This is a genomic window from Pseudomonadaceae bacterium SI-3, from assembly GCA_004010935.1.
Taxonomy (GTDB): domain Bacteria; phylum Pseudomonadota; class Gammaproteobacteria; order Pseudomonadales; family Pseudomonadaceae; genus Stutzerimonas.
This window is the reverse complement of sequence record CP026511.1, coordinates 1,190,173-1,207,012: the sequence shown is the minus strand read 5'-3', so window position 1 is coordinate 1,207,012 and position 16,840 is coordinate 1,190,173. Positions and strand designations below refer to the sequence as shown.

Here is a 16,840-nt window from a genome sequence, read left to right as displayed (position 1 = left end):
GCGGCATTATACCGACTGCAGCGTTCAGGCGGCACACGCATTAACAGGGCCCGGAGTGGCAGTTGGCGCACACTGTATTTCACCGATGGCCTGCTATGATGCCGGTCCGGATTTCTCCACGGCGACTCGTCATGACTGACACTGCTTTCTTTTGCGTTTTGTCGCACGAAGGCGTCCTGGCCGTACGCGGCGCGGATGCGAGCAAGTTTCTGCAGGGACAACTGACCTGCAACCTCAATTACCTCAATGAACAGCATTCGAGTCTCGGTGCGCGCTGCAACCCCAAAGGTCGAATGCAGTCCAGCTTCCGCATCCTCCCAGAGGGAGACGGCTACCTGCTGGCGATGGATCGCGAATTGGTCCAGCCACAACTCGCCGAGCTGACCAAGTTCGCCGCGTTCTCGAAATCCAAACTGCATGATGAGAGCGCAGAATGGGTTCGATTCGGACTCAGCGAAGGTGACGGTGCTCTTGTCAGCCTTGGCCTAGATCTTCCCCAGACGGCCGACGCCGTGGCCGCCGCGCACGGATTGATCGCCGTGCGCCTCAGCGATGGCCGCGCCGAGCTCTGGACCCGTTCAACGGACGCCGAGACCACCCAGCTTCGGCTGGCGGCCCAGCTACCCGAGGCGTCGACTGATCGCTGGCTGCTGGCACAGATTCGCGCCGGTATCGGCCAGGTGGTAGCCGCGACCCGTGAGCTGTTTATCCCACAGATGATCAACCTGCAGGCGCTGGGCGGCGTCAGCTTCAAGAAGGGCTGTTACACCGGCCAGGAAATTGTCGCGCGGATGCAGTATCTGGGTAAATTGAAGCGCCGCCTGCATCGCCTTGCGGTTCAGAACATTGATGCACCGGTGCCGGCCGCCGGGCTTGAAATCTACTCCCCAGTGCATGGCTCAAGCGTTGGCGAAGTCGTCATAGCAGCAAACGCCGAGGGCGCGCTAGAACTGTTGGCCGTGCTGCAGGAAGATGCGGCGACTGATGGTCGACTTTTTCTAGGGTCCCCTGACGGCCTCCCGCTGACCCTGCTGCAGTTGCCCTACACGCTAGACGCGGACCGTGAGATCCAGCGCTAACCGTTGCCAGCCACATTCCACACCGAATTATAAGTAAGGACAGACATGAGCACTCTTGCCGACAAGGTCCAGCAAGCGCTTACACAGGCAATCGAAAATGACGAACTGGTCCTGCCGACGCTTCCGGAAGTCGCGCTGCGGGTGCGAGAAGCCGCAGAGGATCCGGACGTAAGTATTCCCACGCTGGCCAAGGTGATCGGCAATGATACCGCCCTGACTGCTCGCATCATCAAAGTGGTAAACAGCCCGCTGCTGCGTACCAACAGGGAAATTAACGACCTGCAGATGGCGATCAGCCGCCTGGGCATCAACTATACGTCAAACCTGGCGACCGGCCTGGCCATGGAACAGATGTTCCAAGCGACTACCGACGTGGTGGATCGCAAGATGCGTGAGGTCTGGAACAAGAGCACCGAGATTGCCGCTATCAGTCATGTGCTTTGCCGCAACTACACCCGCCTGCCGGCCGACCAAGCGACGCTCGCGGGCCTGGTTCATCAGATCGGAGTCCTGCCGATTCTGACCTACGCGGAAGAGCACAGCGCGCTGCTCAGCGATTCGATCAGCCTCAACCACGTCATTGATCGCATCCATCCGATTATCGGGGAAAAGATCCTTCGTGCCTGGGAGTTTCCCGATCCAATAGCCACGGTCCCCGGCCAGTACCTGGAGTTTTCCCGAGCCTCAGTGAAGGTGGACTATGTAGATATCGTCCAGGTGGCGACATTGCAGAGCTATATCGGCACCTCGCACCCCTATACCCAACTCGACTGGAATCAGATCCCCGCATTCGCCCAGCTCGGCCTCGACCCGAGCACATTGTTACAGGAAGACGAAGATCTCTCTGCCGCGATGGACGCCGCGATGAGCATGCTCCAGTAAATAGCCGTGCGGGTGCCATTCGGCGCCCGCTTATACCGTTACTTCTGCTGTCACCTCCATCTTAATCCCGTCGACCAGCCTACCGTTCGCCTGCTGTGAGGAACCGCTACCGCGACCTCAAGTCACTTAATAGACGGCGTTCTTGCCGCATCTTGCCCGTGCCCTGGGCACATGCCCCGGCGCTACGAGCTTGTCAGGCTGAAGGAGACTTAAGATGAACCGCACGACCAACTTTTTCTTTTCCGGGACCGCAGCATTGCTGTTCAGTGTTGCTGCGAACTTCGCACACGCCGCAGAAGGTGAAAATTTCGTAGACGAAGCATCGGCAAAAGGCATCGCCGAAATCGAAGCCGCCAAATTGGCCATGAGCGAAAGCAAGTCCCAAGACATCAAAACGTTTGCCCAGAAAATGATCGACGACCACACCAAGGCAAACCAGAAACTCGCTGAGCTAGCTCGCCAGCATGATGATCTCGAAATGTCCGACGACGCCACGCTGATGGACCAGGCAAAGGCGATGATTCTCGAACTGCGTGAAGGCGAGAATTTTGATGAGGCCTATGCGAACAATCAGGTCGTAGCCCACGAGCAAACCATCGAGCTATTTCGTGAGTACGCCAAAAATGGTGAGAACGCTGAGCTCAAGAAGTACGCTGAGTCGACGCTCAAGACCCTAGAGCAGCATCTAAACAAGGCTCAAGAGCTGGCTTCGAAGCACGGCGAACAGCAATAACCGATCCGGTCAGCGGCGCTTCGGCGCCGCTCAGACTACCTCCGGCAATTTCCAGTCGATAGGCTCAAGGCCCCGCTGTTTGAGAAATTGATTGGTGCGACTGAAGTGACCGTTACCGATGAATCCCCGGTGCGCTGAAAGTGGCGAGGGATGAACGGACTTCAGTAACAGGTGCCGGGTCGGATCAATTAGCTTCGCTTTGCTTTGGGCATGGGCACCCCACAATAGAAACACCACGTCCGAGCGCTTTTCGCTTATCACCTCGATGATCCGATCAGTCAGACGCTGCCAGCCCATCTTGGCGTGCGATCCGGCCATCCCCTGCTCCACAGTCAGAGAAGTATTGAGCATCAGAACGCCTTGATCCGCCCAGTACTGAAGATAGCCGTGGCTGGGTACGTCCAGATTCAGGTCGCGCTTGAGCTCTTTGAAGATGTTTTGCAATGAGGGCGGCGGCGCCACACCTGGCTGCACCGAAAAACACAGCCCGTGCGCCTGACCGGCCCCGTGATAGGGATCCTGCCCGAGAATCACGACGCGAACCTGCTCCAACGGAGTCGAATTCAAGGCGTTGAATATCAGAGGCCCCGGCGGATAGATGACTTTCCCGGCCGCCTTCTCGCGACGCAGAAACTCGCCCAGCTGTTTCATATACGGCTGCTCGAATTCTTCCTTCAGCGCTGCTTTCCAGCTGTCTTCAAGTTTGACGCGGTCATCTTGATTCATGGCGTTGCCCTGGCTGCTGAGGCGCCGAACCCTAGGGAAAGGATCTGGCGGAGTCAATGCGCGAGTCTGAGCATGTCCTTACCGCCAATAACTCTCAGAAAATGTCGGCTACCTCACAGCCAAGCGAAAGACTGCCCCCATACGACCAATGAGTGCGTGACGAAGGGCCACAGCGCGCAGTAAAAAAGCCTCTCGCCAATAAAAAATACAACAAGGAATCAGCATGAAACGGACTACGCTCCTTGCCCTCGGGCTGGGGTTCTGTCTGGCAGTTGAAGCTGCCGATCCGATCACCCTCGGCCTCAATTACCCTCGCACCGGTAGCTATAAAGAAGAAGGACTATCGCAGATGCGTGGGGCGTTGCTGGCAGTCGATGAAATTAACGCCAGAGGCGGCGTTCTAGGCAGACCGCTCCAGCTATCCAGCCGTAACTCTGCATCCAGACCCGAGAAAGCCGTCGCGAACGTAGACAAACTGGCCGACGAGGGTGCGGTCATGCTGTTCGGTGGCGCGTCCAGCGCCGTAGCCATCGCCGCAGGCAAGCGTGCCAAAGAAAGGGGCTTACTCTATTTCGGCACCCTGACCTATTCAAACGACACAACAGGCAAAGACGCCCACCGCTACATGTTCCGCGAATGCAACAACGCCTGGATGAGCGCGCAGGTGCTGGGCCAATACCTGAACAAGCATCTGCCGAACAAACGCTACTTCTACATCACCTCGGATTACACCTGGGGCCACACCAGCGAAAGCTCGCTACGCCAGGCCACAGGCACCCAGAACAGTAATCAGCACCCGGGCATCAAGACGGCGTTTCCCGGTGCCCGCCTCTCCGACTATCGTGAAGCCCTGACCCAGGTCGCCAATAGCGACGCCGAAGTCTTAATGCTAGTGCTGTTCGGTGAAGACCTGGTCCGTGCGATGCGGATCGCCGACGAGCTCGGCCTGAACAAGAGAATGCAGGTCGCGGTCCCTAACCTGACGCTAAGCATGGTTGAAACAGCAGGTCCTGACATCATGCGTGGCGTATTGGGTACGGAACCCTGGACTTGGCGCGTACCAGAACTGGAAGGCTCAGTCGCGGGCAAACAGTTTGTGCAGAACTACGACGAGCGATACCAGACCCACCCGTCGAGTTCGGCTGCCTCCGCCTACAGCATTGTGTATCAGTGGGCCGACGCGGCGACGCGTGCCCGCAGCCTCGACAGCGAGCGGATCATCGCTGCGCTCGAGGGTCATCGCTACAGCTTGCTCAAGGGCGAACAAGAGTGGCGCTCCTTCGATCACCAGAACGTGCAGACGGTATACGCGGTGAAGGTAAAGCCTCGCGAAGAGGTGCTCAAGGACCGCTTCAAGCAAGACTACTTCGAGATCGTTCACCGCCTCACCGGGGAGCAGGCTGCCCCGTCGCTTGCCGAATGGCAGGCTGAGCGCCGGGCTGGCGGGCAGGCTCTGGCCCTCCAGTAACCAGGCAAAAAGGAGCGGCTCTGGAAAGCCAGGCCGCTCCAGACCTCGTCACGCGCACCCCTCTCGCCTTGCGCCGCATCAGCGACACCCTCCTCCCAGACCGGTGGCTGTCACGCCGCTCCAACGCCTCGCCAGATCGAAACGATTGCAACTAGACTTGGCTGAAGGGCGAGCCCTGTTGCCGATGTTTGGCCTGTAGTGCATGCCAGCCCAGGCATTAAATGCAGACGAGTCGCAGGCATTCGATACCGACGAGGATGATCATCACCATGAGCAATGCAGTCGAACCCTACAAGTCTGGATTTTTTGACCTGACCCACAAGCTAACCGTGGAAAAGCACGGGCATACCGCGCTGATCACTATCAACCATCCACCCGCCAATACCTGGGACCGTGAGTCGTTGATCGGCCTCAAACAAGTCGTCGAGCATCTGAACCATGACGACGAGGTCTATGCACTGGTGATCACCGGCCAGGGCGAAAAGTTCTTCAGCGCTGGCGCCGACCTCAAGCTCTTTGCCGATGGCGACCGCACCCGCGCACGGGAGATGGCGAAGCGTTTCGGCGAAGCCTTCGAGGCCCTTCGGAGCTTTCGTGGGGTATCCATAGCTGCCATCAACGGCTTCGCGCTGGGCGGGGGGCTGGAATGTGCATTGGCATGTGACATCCGCATCGTTGAACAACAGGCCCAACTGGGGCTACCGGAAGCATCGGTTGGCCTGCTGCCCTGCGCGGGTGGTACGCAGGCACTCGCATGGCTAGTGGGTGAAGGCTGGGCTAAGCGGATAATTCTCTGCGGTGAACGCGTTACGGCGGATACGGCTCAGCGGATCGGCCTGGTAGAGCAGGTAGTGGAATCCGGAGAGGCGCGTGGGCACGCACTTCTGCTCGCCTCTCGCGTGGCGCGTCAGAGCCCGGTTGCCGTTCGCGCCATTAAACCGCTGATTGACTCGATGCACAGTCGCGGCCCAGCACACTTCGCAGCCGCAGAACGTGAAGCCTTTGTCGATTTGTTCGATGCCGACGACACGCTCGAAGGGGTCAATGCCTTTCTGGAAAAACGTGATCCTCGCTGGAGAAACCGTTGACCTCGACCTTATGGCACAGAGGCAGCTTGAAGGCGACTAGCCAGCAAGAATCGACCAGCGCCGCGTGTGACGGTCAAGTGCAGCGGCGCGGTACTTATTAGCGGCGGTAGTGTCGACTGTCGAAATCGCGCCGTTGATGCATCCGGTAGTCGCGCCCATCGCGGACTAGCGGTGGCCGGCCAAAGTTTCTCGAGTGATCACGCTCCCAACGCGATGGGCTATCGAATCTGGACCGCCGATCGTCTTTCCACCGCTGCGGCTGGCGAATCTCGCTCCGTCGCCCATGGTCCCAGTGATGCCGATCCGACCCACGGTGTCGATCGTAGTACTGCGGTGGAAGCTGCCCCTGATAGCGAGGCGGCAGATTCTGGGGATATTGCCGGTGTTGAGGGTATGGACTGCGCGGGTCGTACTGGTATGCGCGGCTTTCGACGCGATAACTGCCGCCATCAGGTTGATAGACCCACACGCCGCCCCGAGACTCAGCACATGCTTGGACGCCGAAACCGAGCCCCAGCAGCAAAACCGCTATTCGCAACTTCATCGAGCACCTCCATGGGCCGCCCCGCCTGGGAGTTGCGGCCTCGATTAATCAGACCACAGCAAATGTTAGGCTGGCATCCAAACGGACGGTTGATGCATTTCCATATGTGTCACCGAACCGAGGGCAGAGTCGAAGCCACATCACGTCGCGGCCTTGTACGGCTGCCGCCGCTTCCCGATAATAGCGGCCTTTTAGCCTCGGCTCATGCAGAGCGCACAGGAATCCGCGATGACCGAACTCGCTCTGATCATGGTTAGCGCCATTCTGGTCAATAACTTCGTACTGGTGCAGTTTCTCGGTCTGTGTCCGTTCATGGGCGTTTCGAAGAAAATCGAAACGGCCATTGGTCTTTCGCTGGCGACGACCTTCGTGCTGACGTTGGCAGCCATGTGCAGTTACATCGTTCAGCAGTACGTCCTGAAGCCGCTAGACCTCGAGTTCCTCCGCACCATCAGCTTCATCCTCGTGATCGCTGTGGTGGTGCAGTTCACCGAGATGGTAGTGAACAAGACCAGTCCCCTGCTGTACCGCGTGCTGGGCATCTTCCTGCCGTTGATCACTACCAACTGCATCGTGCTCGGCGTCGCGCTGCTGAATGCCAACAAATCCGAGTTCACCTTTCTAACCGCTACGGCGAACGGATTTGCCGCAGGCCTGGGCTTTTCGCTGGTATTGGTACTGTTTGCAGCCATGCGTGAGCGCATCGCCATTGCCGACGTTCCCAGGTCGTTCCAGGGCGCAGCCATCGGCATGGTCACGGCAGGGTTGATGTCGCTGGCGTTCATGGGCTTCAGTGGGTTGATCAAGCTATGAGTCTGGTCGTGATCGCCGTGCTTGCACTCCTCGCGCTGTGCCTGGTTTGCGGAGCCATTCTCGGCTTCGCCGCGGTGCGTTTTCGCGTCGAAGGCGACCCGATCGCCGAACAAATCAATGCGCTGCTTCCGCAGACGCAGTGCGGCCAGTGCGGCTATCCAGGCTGCAAGCCTTACGCCGAGGCGATTGCAGGCGGCGACAAGATCAACAAGTGCCCACCCGGTGGCGAATCGACCATCCAGGCATTGGCCGACCTGCTTGATGTCGAGCCCGAACCGCTGGATGCCGTGGAGGGTGAGGTGCCGCCGCGTGTCGCCTATATCCGCGAAGCCGAATGTATCGGCTGCACCAAGTGCATTCAGGCTTGCCCGGTGGACGCCATCGTCGGCGCCGCCAAGCAGATGCATACCGTCATCGTCTCCGAGTGCACCGGCTGCGACCTCTGTGTGGAGCCGTGCCCGGTGGATTGCATAGACATGATTGAACTGGGCAGCAACCTGCAGAGCTGGAAGTGGGACCAACCCTTGATGCCAGGCCAATTGATCGCCAGTGATCGGGAGCAGGCCGCATGACCTCGCTGAACGTCTGGGATATCCATGGCGGCATACACCCGCCGGAGTGTAAGGATCTATCCAACCGCACGCCGATCCAGCTGCCGCCGCTCCCAGCTCGACTGGTTGTTCCGCTGGCCCAACATATCGGTGCGCCTGCCGAGCCATGCGTTGTGCTGGGTGAGCGTGTGCTGAAGGGGCAGAAGATCGCCGAGGCCGCAGGCTTCGTCAGTGTGCCGGTACATGCCCCGACGTCTGGCACAGTGAGTTTCATCGGTCCCCAGCCCTACCCTCACGTATCGGGAATGCTCAGCGCTGCCATTGCGATTGACAGCGATGGTCATGACGAATGGATCGAGCTGCAGCCGCAGCCGGACTACCGGACAATGCAGCCCGACCAGCTGCTGGAGCAAATCCGTCAGGCAGGCATCAGTGGCCTCGGGGGCGCTGGCTTCCCTACAGCCGTTAAGCTGAACGGCCCGCCCCCCGGAAAAATTCGTGCTCTGATCATCAATGGAACCGAATGCGAGCCCTACATCACTGCCGACGACATGTTGATGCGGGAGAAAGCCCATGAGCTTGTCACAGGGATCGAGATACTCGTTCATCTGATCCAGCCAGAGCAGGTCCTAATCGGCATCGAGGACAACAAACCAGAGGCGATCGAAGCCGTCCGCACGGCAGTGGGCGACCGTGGATTCCTGGTCAAGGTATTTCCTACCAAGTACCCCTCGGGTGGCGAAAAGCAGCTTATCCAGATTCTCACCGGCGAAGAGGTACCCAGCGGCGGCTTGCCGGCCGACATCGGCATGCTCTGCCAGAACGTCGGCACCTGCGTGGCCATTCATGATGCCGTGCTGTTAGGCAAACCACTCATCTCGCGCGTCACCACCCTTACCGGCGAAGCGCTGGCACGCCCCATGAACGTCGAGTCGTTGATCGGTACGCCAGTGGCAAACCTTCTCACCTTTGCCGGTCTCGACCAGAACCGGCTCAATCGGCTGATCATGGGCGGACCGATGATGGGCTTCACCCTGCCGTCGGTGGACGTGCCAGTGATCAAGACCACCAACTGCTTACTCGCCAGCACGCTTGCGGAGCTGCCTCCGCCACCACCAGCGCTGCCATGCATTCGCTGCGGCGAGTGTGCAGAGGTCTGCCCGGCGAGTCTGTTACCGCAACAGCTGCACTTCTTCGCGCTGGGCCAGGAGCACGAGCAGCTCAAGGCCTACAACCTGTTCGACTGCATCGAGTGTGGCGCCTGTGCCTACGTCTGCCCGTCGAGTATCCCGCTGGTGCAGTACTACCGCGCCGCCAAAGGCGAAATCCGCGAACTGGAGCAGAAGCAACAGAAAGCGGAGCACTCCAAGCAGCGCTTCGAGCTGCGCCAGGAGCGTCTGCGCCGTGCCGAAGAGCAGAAGGAGGCGGACCGTAAGGCCCGCGCCGAACGCGCCGCAAAGGCCAAGGCAGCGCAGGCCGAGGCCAGCTCCGCACCGAATCAGGACGACCCGGTCGCCCGCGTCCAGGCGCAAAAGGCGGGCCTGTCTGAACAGCAGAAGAAGCTTAAGATCGAAGCTAGCATGGCCCAGGTCGCGCTGAAAAAAGCTGAAAAGCAGCTCGCCATCCATGCGACGCCCGAACTGGAAGCGCAGGTTGCTGAGTTACGCACCGCGGCTGCCAGCGCGCAGAAGGCACTGAACGAAGCCGCCAGTGCTACGGACAGTCCCACCGCAGCATCGCCGGTCAACGACAAGGCTGCCAAAAAAGCCAAGATCGAAGCCGCGATGCTGCGGGCGCAGGTTCGAAAGCTGGAGAAGATCGACTCCCGTGATGCCGAGCAGGACACCGAGCTGAGCCGCCTCAAGGCCCAGCTGACCGAAGCGGAGAAAACACTAGCTGCGGTGCAGGACGCCACGCCTGCGGCTCCAGCCAAACCCGCCAACGACGACACCGCAAAGAAGGCCAAAATCGAAGCCGCGATGTTGCGTGCACAGATCCGCAAGCTGGAAAAGCTCGACACCCGTGAGGCCGAGCAGGACGCCGAACTGAGCCGTCTGCGGGATCAACTTATCGACGCGGAGAACGCTTTGGCGGCGGTTCAGGATTCCACGCCTGTGCCTTCAGCCAAGCCCACCAGCGACGACGCCGCAAAGAAGGCGAAGATCGAGGCTGCCATGCTGCGGGCGCAGGTTCGAAAGCTGGAGAAGATCGAAACCAGAGATGCCGAGCAGGAGGCAGAGCTGAGCCGCTTGCGGTCGCAGCTGGCCGAGGCCGAAGCCGCGCTTGAACCCGCAACGCAAAACACGCCAGCCGCCAAAACCAAAACGCCTGGCGAAGAGGCGCTCAAGAAAGCCAAGATCGAGTTGGCGATGAAACGCGCCGAGCTCAAAAAAGCCGAACAAGCCGGCGCCGAAGACGCGCAGCTGAGCAAGCTGCGCGATGGGCTGGCCAGCGCGGAACAAGCGCTTCATGAGGCGGAAGCGCAGTCCGGCAAGCCAGCACCAGAACTGGTACGCACAGACAAGCAACCCATAGATGACCAGACTCGCGCCTTCAAGACAGAAGTTGCGTTTGCGCGGGCCGATTTGCGCAAGCTTGAGCGCGACGACAACAGTGAAGCCGAGGCCGTCGAACGCGCCCGAGCACGTTTAAGCGAAGCCGAGCAAAAACTACAGGAACACACCCAATCGTAAGGAACAACGCCGTCGGCGCTGTTTTCGGGATCGCAACGATCAGCTCTTGATCAGGATTCCTTTCGAACATCAACCGGAGAGCCAATGGCCCTGCCCCGAATCACCTCGCCGCACACCAAGGGGAGCAACCGCACTCAGCGCGTCATGTTGCTAGTCCTGGCGGCAACCCTGCCCGGCATGATTGCCCTGACTTGGCTGTATGGCGCCGGAACGCTGATTAACCTGATCTGGGCCAGTGCTGTCGCCCTCGGCAGTGAAGCACTGATACTTCGGCTGAGGCAACGCCCGGTGCAGTTCTTCCTGCGCGACGGCAGCGCATTGGTTACGGCAGTCCTGCTAGCGCTGGCATTGCCGCCGTACTCGCCGTGGTGGCTGACGTTGATCGCCACCGGCAGCGCCATCGTACTTGGCAAGCAGCTCTACGGCGGCCTTGGCCAGAACCCCTTCAACCCGGCGATGATCGGCTATGTGGTGGTGCTGGTCTCCTTTCCTGTGGAAATGACGACTTGGCCTGTGCCACATACGGTCGGTCTGAGCGCCGGCCTGCAGCACATCCTCGGCATCGCCTCGCTACCGGACGGCTGGACACAAGCCACCGCGCTCGATGTGCTCAAGGTAAACAAGAGTCTCACTGTCGATGAGCTCTGGGCCAACCCCGCGTTCGGCCACTTCGGCGGCATTGGCTCGGAAGTAGTCAATCTCGCATTTCTTGCCGGCGGCCTGTTCCTCTTGCACAAACGCTTATTCACCTGGCATGCGCCTATTGGCATGCTTGCAGCGTTGGCAATCATGAGCCTCCTGTTCTGGAACGGGTCAGGTTCCGATAGCCATGGTTCACCGCTGTTCCACCTGCTCAGCGGCGCCACCATGCTCGGTGCCTTTTTCATCGTCACCGATCCGGTGAGCAGTGCCACCAGCAACCAGGGACGGCTGATTTTCGGTGCTGGCGTCGGCATTCTCGTTTATGTCATTCGCGCCTGGGGCGGCTATCCGGACGCAGTGGCCTTCGCCGTGCTGCTGATGAACCTGTCAGCTCCCACCATCGATTACTACACCCGTCCGCGAACCTATGGCCACCGCAAGGCCGAGCGCGGCTTCAAGCTGGGCGAATGACATGATCATCCCTGAACTCAGTCGCTCGATGCTTAAGAACAGCCTGGTGCTGGGGCTGTTCGCCATTTTCACCGTTGGCGGCGTGACGCTGTTGCAGCAGTTCACGGCAGAACGGATTCAAGCCTCGGAGCGTGCCGCGCAATTACGCGCCCTCAACGAGATCCTCCCAAAAGACAGCTATGACAATCAGCTGCTCGACAGCAGCGTTCTGGTGCAGAATCCGCTGCTCGGCACGCGGCAAGCCATGCCGGCCTATGTCGCGATGAAGAACGGCCAGCCAAGCGCGGTGATCCTGCAAGCCATTGCACCCGACGGATACAGCGGTGCGATTCACCTGCTCATAGGCGTGCAGGCCGACGGGCGGATTGCCGGCGTGCGCGTGGTCGCGCATCGGGAAACACCCGGGCTGGGCGACAAGATCGAACTGGCCAAGAGTCCCTGGATACGCAGTTTCGAAAACCGTTCGCTGAATAATCCGGAGGCCTCAGGCTGGGCCGTCAAGAAGGATCGTGGCGAGTTCGATCAGTTCGCTGGGGCCACCATCACCCCGCGTGCCGTAGTCGGCGCGGTCCATCGGGCCCTGCAGTATTTCGAGGCTCACAAGCAGGAGCTGCTCGCCACCGATACGGCTCCGATAGCAGCCGAGGCAGCGCTTGAAAACGAGGTCGAGCCCGACGAGGTCACCACACATTCACGGGCCGGCGCCGCCGCGACCCGCGATACATTGCAGATCAACGATCCGCAAACCGAGCAGGACCGAGGCCAATGAGCAATCCAAGCTACCGCGAACTGAGCATCAATGGCCTGTGGAAGAACAACCCTGCGCTCGTCCAACTCCTAGGGCTGTGCCCGCTGCTCGGCGTGAGCAACTCTGCGGTCAATGCGCTCGGGCTCGGGCTCGCCACTGCCCTGGTGTTGATCTGCTCGAACGTCGGCGTATCGCTGGTACGTGGCGTAGTCAACACCGCGGTGCGGCTGCCCGCCTTCGTGATGATCATCGCGGCATTGACGACCTGTATCGAGCTGCTCATGCAGGCCTATACCTACGAGCTTTATCAAATACTGGGCATCTTCATCCCGCTGATCACGACAAACTGCGTCATTCTCGGCCGTGCCGACGGTTTCGCCGCCAAGCACAACCCACTGATTGCAGGCTTTGACGGGTTGCTGATGGGGCTCGGGTTTGCACTGGTGCTTGTGGCGCTGGGCGGCCTGCGCGAGCTGGTAGGCACCGGCGCGGTGTTTGCCAACATGCAGCTATTGTTCGGCCCGATTGCGGCCGACTGGCAATTGACGCTGGTCAGTGACTACAAGGGCTTCCTATTGGCCATTCTGCCCCCCGGCGCCTTCATCGTGCTCGGCCTGCTGATCGCCCTGAAGAACCGTATCGACGAGCATTTAACCAAGCGCGCCAGGGCGACGCAGCCATCTGCGCCTGTCCAGAGCCGGCGTGTGCGTGTCACTGGGGTGATCGAATGATGCTGGATGGGTTGCTGTAGTGAATGCTGCCAAACGCCTGGAGATCTTTCGCCGGTTTCATGAAGACAATCCGGAGCCAAAGACCGAGCTCGCCTACAGCACGCCGTTCGAGCTGTTGATAGCTGTGATTCTTTCGGCGCAGGCCACTGATGTCGGCGTTAACAAAGCAACAGCGAAGCTCTACCCGGTCGCCAACACCCCCGAAGCCATCTCTGCGCTTGGCTATGAAGGTCTGTGCAGCTATATCAAGACCATCGGTCTATACCCGAGCAAGGCGAAGAACGTACTCGAGACCTGCCGCATCCTCATTGAGCGACACGACAGCCAGGTTCCGGACAATCGCGAGGCCCTCGAGGCGCTACCGGGTGTCGGGCACAAGACGGCCAATGTCGTGCTCAATACTGCGTTTCGCCAGTTCACCATGGCGGTCGACACCCACATTTTTCGCGTCGCCAACCGCACAAATATTGCCCCTGGCAAAAACGTGCTGGAGGTCGAGCGCAAGCTGGTCAAATTCGTGCCGAAGGATTATCTGCTCGACGCCCATCATTGGCTGATCCTGCACGGACGCTACGTCTGCAAGGCGCGCAAGCCACAATGTGGCAGCTGCCGGATCGAGGACCTCTGCGAGTACAAGCACAAAACGTCGGACGATTGAGCGGCCAATGGAAAAACCTATCGCACGATTGAAAAAATCTTTTTTACGGCCTCCTCTTTTGTCGCTATAAGGTGCGCCAACAGCGCGCCCAAGCCGGAGTGAGACAAGTGTCCGAGAAAGAAGAGATCCAGATCGAAGATGACTTCGTCGCGGATGACGAAGACGATGGTGCAGAGGCGCCAGTCGAAGTCGCCAAGACCAACCTGACCAAGCGTCGGATCATCGATAACCTGCTCGAAGAGCGCCGGCTGCAGAAGCAACTCAACGAGTTCGACTTCGATCTTTAAACAAAAAAGCCCCGTGATTGGGGCTTTTTTGAGGCGTCGCTGCTAGTCCCGGCGCGACGGAGAGAGCAGTTCGACCTTGTAGCCGTCCGGATCTTCGATAAACGCAAGAATGCTGGTGCCATGCTTCATTGGCCCCGGCTCGCGGGTGATCTTGCCGCCACGGCTGCGAATATCCTCGCAGGCCTTGTATACGTCTTCAACCTCCAGCGCGATATGGCCGTAACCGTCGCCCAGGTCATATTTTTCAACGTCCCAGTTGTGGGTCAGCTCCAGCACGCTGTTATGCGCTTCGTCGCCATAGCCGACGAACGCCAGGGTGAACTTGCCTTCCGGATAATCCTTACGTCGCAGCAGGGTCATGCCCAGCACTTCGGTGTAGAAGGCGATGGATCGCTCCATATCGCCGACTCGCAGCATGGTATGCAGCAGTCTCATGATGTCTCTCCTGATCAGCGGTGCAAAAAGCATAACCCCGGCTCGTGGCCGGGGTCATGGTCGGGCTGTGTAGCAGTTTCTGTTAGAACTGCGTCCGGCCCTTGTTCGCGGCGATGCGCATGCGCAGCGCGTTGAGCTTGATGAAACCACCCGCGTCGGCCTGATCGTAGGCGCCCGCATCGTCTTCGAAAGTGGCAATGTTGGCGTCGAACAGCGAGTCGTCCGACTTGCGGCCGGTGACGATGACGTTGCCCTTATAGAGCTTCAGACGCACTACACCGTTCACATTGGCCTGCGACGCGTCGATCATCTGCTGCAGCATGCTGCGCTCAGGGCTCCACCAGTAGCCGTTGTAGATCAGGCTCGCATACTTGGGCATCAGCTCGTCTTTCAGGTGAGCCACTTCACGGTCGAGGGTGATCGACTCGATGGCACGATGCCCCTTGAGCATGATGGTGCCGCCCGGGGTCTCGTAGCAGCCGCGCGATTTCATACCGACATAGCGGTTCTCGACGATGTCCAGACGCCCAATGCCGTTCTCGCCGCCGATCTTGTTCAGATAGGTCAGCACTTCCGCCGGGGTCATGTCCTTGCCGTCGATGGCAACGATGTCGCCCTTACGGTAGGTCAGTTCAATGTAGGTCGGGGTATCCGGTGCGGTCTCAGGCGAACGCGTCCAACGCCACATGTCCTCTTCGTGCTCGGTCCAGGTGTCTTCCAGCACGCCACCTTCGTAGGAGATGTGCAGCAGGTTGGCGTCCATGGAGTACGGCGATTTCTTTTTGCCATGGCGCTCGATCGGAATCTCGTGCTTGGCCGCGTAGTCCATCAGCTTCTCGCGCGAGAGCAGGTCCCATTCACGCCAGGGGGCGATGACCTTGACGCCCGGCTTCAGCGCATAGGCGCCCAGCTCGAAACGGACCTGGTCGTTACCCTTGCCGGTGGCGCCATGAGAGATCGCATCAGCACCGGTCTCGTTGGCGATCTCGATCAGGCGTTTAGCGATCAGCGGACGGGCGATGGATGTACCCAACAGGTACTCGCCTTCGTAAACGGTGTTGGCGCGAAACATGGGGAAGACGAAGTCGCGGACGAACTCTTCGCGCAAATCGTCGATGTAGATTTCCTTAACGCCCATGGCCTTGGCCTTGGCACGGGCTGGCTCGACTTCCTCGCCCTGACCGAGGTCGGCGGTAAAGGTCACCACTTCGCAGTTATAGGTGTCTTGCAGCCACTTGAGGATCACCGAGGTGTCCAGGCCACCGGAATACGCCAGGACTACCTTCTTTACGTCGGCCATTGCCATCCACTCCCGGGATTGTAAGGAAAGCGGGGATTCTACTGGTCGCGACGTTTGTTTTACAGGGGCGCATGCGACCCCTCGGCATCAGGTCGACGGTGTACCGCCCTCTGCTGCGGCAGTGGTGGTTGCCGGCTCGCGCTCCAAACGCAGGGTTACCCGCCGATTCTTGGCCCGGTTGGCCTCGCTGCTGTTGGGCACGACGGGATAGCGTTCGCCGTGAAAGCGCAGCGTGATTTGCTCCTTCGGCACGCCGTTGGCAGTCAGATACGCCTCGACCGCAAGCGCGCGACGACGCGACAGGTCACGATTGGTCAGTCTGTTGCCGCTATTGTCGGAGTGACCATCAAGCTGGATGCGGTTGACGCTAGGATCAGCCTTGAGAAATTGCAGGATGATATCGAGCTTGGCCTGGCCCAACGCATCGAGTACGACGTCACCGGCGGGAAACCCAACCTGCGACGTACGAATCTGCTCGAAGTTGACCGGCAGCAACTTGGCCGTGCAGCTGCGAAAATCCTCATAGGCTTTGCCAAATCGTACAGGCAATAGCCTCACCTCCAACGCCTCGCCACCAAGCCGCGTGCGGTGGCGCACCACCGGGCTGCGACCTTCGAGGAGGCCACTAAGCAGGCGATCGGCCTGCGAGTAGGTAGTGTTGAATGGAATTTCGCCGCCGGCCACGGAAACTACGCCCAGATTGATATCACCACGACTAGGTTGCCAGGGCGCAGCTGCCGCAAGCAGCGTGGCCGAACCATTGCCCAGCCAGCGATCAGGTGACTGCAAGCGAAAAGTAGGTTGCTCGCCCGCTCGCCTTACGAATTCACCTGCACCAAAGCCTGCGACCGGCTGGCTCAACCGACACTCGAACTGATCGCCTTCCACCTGCCACTGCGCTCGCTCCAGACGAGTCTGAAACGTGAGGGCATTGGCTGGGGAAGCCAACAAGCAGGCAAGAACAAGGAGGCGCAAGCGCACGTGTGGCTCC

At 59.7% G+C, this 16,840-nt stretch carries 18 protein-coding genes; 13 read left to right on the top strand and 5 right to left on the bottom strand.

From position 1 onward, the window contains the following. Positions 1-131: 131 nt before the first annotated feature. From C1896_05810 to C1896_05800, 3 genes are all read left to right on the top strand, one after another. Positions 132-1,079, top strand: a complete 948-nt coding sequence (locus C1896_05810) for a folate-binding protein YgfZ (protein ID AZZ44471.1) — start codon at positions 132-134, stop codon at positions 1,077-1,079. A gap of 45 nt (positions 1,080-1,124) precedes the next feature. After that, positions 1,125-1,961, top strand: coding sequence for a histidine kinase (locus C1896_05805; GenBank protein ID AZZ44470.1), 837 nt, complete (start codon positions 1,125-1,127; stop codon positions 1,959-1,961). Positions 1,962-2,175: 214 nt separating this feature from the next. Next, a complete protein-coding gene (locus tag C1896_05800; protein AZZ44469.1) occupies positions 2,176-2,694 on the top strand; it encodes a DUF305 domain-containing protein in 519 nt (172 codons plus the stop codon). Between the two features lie 30 nt (positions 2,695-2,724). Here C1896_05800 and C1896_05795 read toward each other — a convergent pair whose 3' ends face one another. After that, the gene (locus C1896_05795; GenBank protein ID AZZ44468.1) at positions 2,725-3,420 is read right to left on the bottom strand and encodes a uracil-DNA glycosylase; all 696 of its coding nucleotides are present in this window, start codon (positions 3,418-3,420) and stop codon (positions 2,725-2,727) included. A gap of 223 nt (positions 3,421-3,643) precedes the next feature. Between C1896_05795 and C1896_05790 the strand changes: the two genes are divergently transcribed. Together C1896_05790 and C1896_05785 are read left to right on the top strand one after the other, a co-directional pair. After that, positions 3,644-4,888: a branched-chain amino acid ABC transporter substrate-binding protein gene (locus tag C1896_05790; GenBank protein AZZ44467.1), complete on the top strand. Its 1,245-nt coding sequence runs from the start codon at positions 3,644-3,646 to the stop codon at positions 4,886-4,888. A gap of 269 nt (positions 4,889-5,157) precedes the next feature. Beyond that, complete coding sequence (locus C1896_05785; GenBank protein AZZ47543.1) at positions 5,158-5,976, top strand: enoyl-CoA hydratase; 819 nt, start codon at positions 5,158-5,160, stop codon at positions 5,974-5,976. Between the two features lie 97 nt (positions 5,977-6,073). On the opposite strand, the gene C1896_05780 is transcribed toward C1896_05785, so the two are convergent. Continuing rightward, complete coding sequence (locus C1896_05780; protein AZZ44466.1) at positions 6,074-6,520, bottom strand: hypothetical protein; 447 nt, start codon at positions 6,518-6,520, stop codon at positions 6,074-6,076. 228 nt (positions 6,521-6,748) lie between these two features. Between C1896_05780 and C1896_05775 the strand changes: the two genes are divergently transcribed. The 8 genes from C1896_05775 to C1896_05740 all read left to right on the top strand — a co-directional run bounded on the left by C1896_05775 (position 6,749) and on the right by C1896_05740 (position 14,114). Beyond that, complete coding sequence (locus tag C1896_05775; GenBank protein AZZ44465.1) at positions 6,749-7,333, top strand: electron transport complex subunit RsxA; 585 nt, start codon at positions 6,749-6,751, stop codon at positions 7,331-7,333. Further along, positions 7,330-7,905, top strand: a complete 576-nt coding sequence (locus C1896_05770) for an electron transport complex subunit RsxB (protein AZZ44464.1) — start codon at positions 7,330-7,332, stop codon at positions 7,903-7,905. The genes C1896_05775 and C1896_05770 overlap by 4 nt, the downstream gene beginning before the upstream one ends. Further along, a complete protein-coding gene (locus C1896_05765) occupies positions 7,902-10,577 on the top strand; it encodes an electron transport complex subunit RsxC (protein ID AZZ44463.1) in 2,676 nt (891 codons plus the stop codon). Before C1896_05770 ends, C1896_05765 begins: the two co-directional genes overlap by 4 nt. Positions 10,578-10,661: 84 nt before the next feature. Then, the gene (locus C1896_05760; GenBank protein ID AZZ44462.1) at positions 10,662-11,690 is read left to right on the top strand and encodes an electron transport complex subunit RsxD; all 1,029 of its coding nucleotides are present in this window, start codon (positions 10,662-10,664) and stop codon (positions 11,688-11,690) included. A gap of 1 nt (position 11,691) precedes the next feature. Further along, positions 11,692-12,459 (top strand): electron transport complex subunit RsxG, encoded by a 768-nt coding sequence (locus C1896_05755; GenBank protein AZZ44461.1) that lies wholly within the window; start codon positions 11,692-11,694, stop codon positions 12,457-12,459. Next, complete coding sequence (locus C1896_05750) at positions 12,456-13,169, top strand: electron transport complex subunit RsxE (protein AZZ44460.1); 714 nt, start codon at positions 12,456-12,458, stop codon at positions 13,167-13,169. Before C1896_05755 ends, C1896_05750 begins: the two co-directional genes overlap by 4 nt. Positions 13,170-13,188: 19 nt before the next feature. Then, positions 13,189-13,827: an endonuclease III gene (nth, locus tag C1896_05745; GenBank protein ID AZZ44459.1), complete on the top strand. Its 639-nt coding sequence runs from the start codon at positions 13,189-13,191 to the stop codon at positions 13,825-13,827. 107 nt (positions 13,828-13,934) lie between these two features. After that, the gene (locus tag C1896_05740; protein ID AZZ44458.1) at positions 13,935-14,114 is read left to right on the top strand and encodes a hypothetical protein; all 180 of its coding nucleotides are present in this window, start codon (positions 13,935-13,937) and stop codon (positions 14,112-14,114) included. 42 nt (positions 14,115-14,156) lie between these two features. Here C1896_05740 and gloA read toward each other — a convergent pair whose 3' ends face one another. The 3 genes from gloA to C1896_05725 form a co-directional block, all read right to left on the bottom strand. Beyond that, entirely contained in the window at positions 14,157-14,549 is a 393-nt protein-coding gene (gloA, locus tag C1896_05735; protein ID AZZ44457.1) for a lactoylglutathione lyase, read from the bottom strand. Between the two features lie 82 nt (positions 14,550-14,631). Then, complete coding sequence (locus C1896_05730; GenBank protein AZZ44456.1) at positions 14,632-15,849, bottom strand: argininosuccinate synthase; 1,218 nt, start codon at positions 15,847-15,849, stop codon at positions 14,632-14,634. Between the two features lie 87 nt (positions 15,850-15,936). Further along, a complete protein-coding gene (locus tag C1896_05725; GenBank protein AZZ44455.1) occupies positions 15,937-16,830 on the bottom strand; it encodes a hypothetical protein in 894 nt (297 codons plus the stop codon). Positions 16,831-16,840: the final 10 nt, after the last annotated feature.

Excerpts from the sequence above, each read along its gene's own strand:
- C1896_05810 (AZZ44471.1), top strand. The coding sequence starts at position 132 with ATGACTGACACTGCTTTCTTTTGCGTTTTGTCGCACGAAGGCGTCCTG.
- C1896_05805 (AZZ44470.1), top strand. The coding sequence starts at position 1,125 with ATGAGCACTCTTGCCGACAAGGTCCAGCAAGCGCTTACACAGGCAATC.
- C1896_05800 (AZZ44469.1), top strand. The coding sequence starts at position 2,176 with ATGAACCGCACGACCAACTTTTTCTTTTCCGGGACCGCAGCATTGCTG.
- C1896_05795 (AZZ44468.1), bottom strand. The coding sequence starts at position 3,420 with ATGAATCAAGATGACCGCGTCAAACTTGAAGACAGCTGGAAAGCAGCG.
- C1896_05790 (AZZ44467.1), top strand. The coding sequence starts at position 3,644 with ATGAAACGGACTACGCTCCTTGCCCTCGGGCTGGGGTTCTGTCTGGCA.
- C1896_05785 (AZZ47543.1), top strand. The coding sequence starts at position 5,158 with ATGAGCAATGCAGTCGAACCCTACAAGTCTGGATTTTTTGACCTGACC.
- C1896_05780 (AZZ44466.1), bottom strand. The coding sequence starts at position 6,520 with ATGAAGTTGCGAATAGCGGTTTTGCTGCTGGGGCTCGGTTTCGGCGTC.
- C1896_05775 (AZZ44465.1), top strand. The coding sequence starts at position 6,749 with ATGACCGAACTCGCTCTGATCATGGTTAGCGCCATTCTGGTCAATAAC.
- C1896_05770 (AZZ44464.1), top strand. The coding sequence starts at position 7,330 with ATGAGTCTGGTCGTGATCGCCGTGCTTGCACTCCTCGCGCTGTGCCTG.
- C1896_05765 (AZZ44463.1), top strand. The coding sequence starts at position 7,902 with ATGACCTCGCTGAACGTCTGGGATATCCATGGCGGCATACACCCGCCG.
- C1896_05760 (AZZ44462.1), top strand. The coding sequence starts at position 10,662 with ATGGCCCTGCCCCGAATCACCTCGCCGCACACCAAGGGGAGCAACCGC.
- C1896_05755 (AZZ44461.1), top strand. The coding sequence starts at position 11,692 with ATGATCATCCCTGAACTCAGTCGCTCGATGCTTAAGAACAGCCTGGTG.
- C1896_05750 (AZZ44460.1), top strand. The coding sequence starts at position 12,456 with ATGAGCAATCCAAGCTACCGCGAACTGAGCATCAATGGCCTGTGGAAG.
- gloA (AZZ44457.1), bottom strand. The coding sequence starts at position 14,549 with ATGAGACTGCTGCATACCATGCTGCGAGTCGGCGATATGGAGCGATCC.
- C1896_05730 (AZZ44456.1), bottom strand. The coding sequence starts at position 15,849 with ATGGCCGACGTAAAGAAGGTAGTCCTGGCGTATTCCGGTGGCCTGGAC.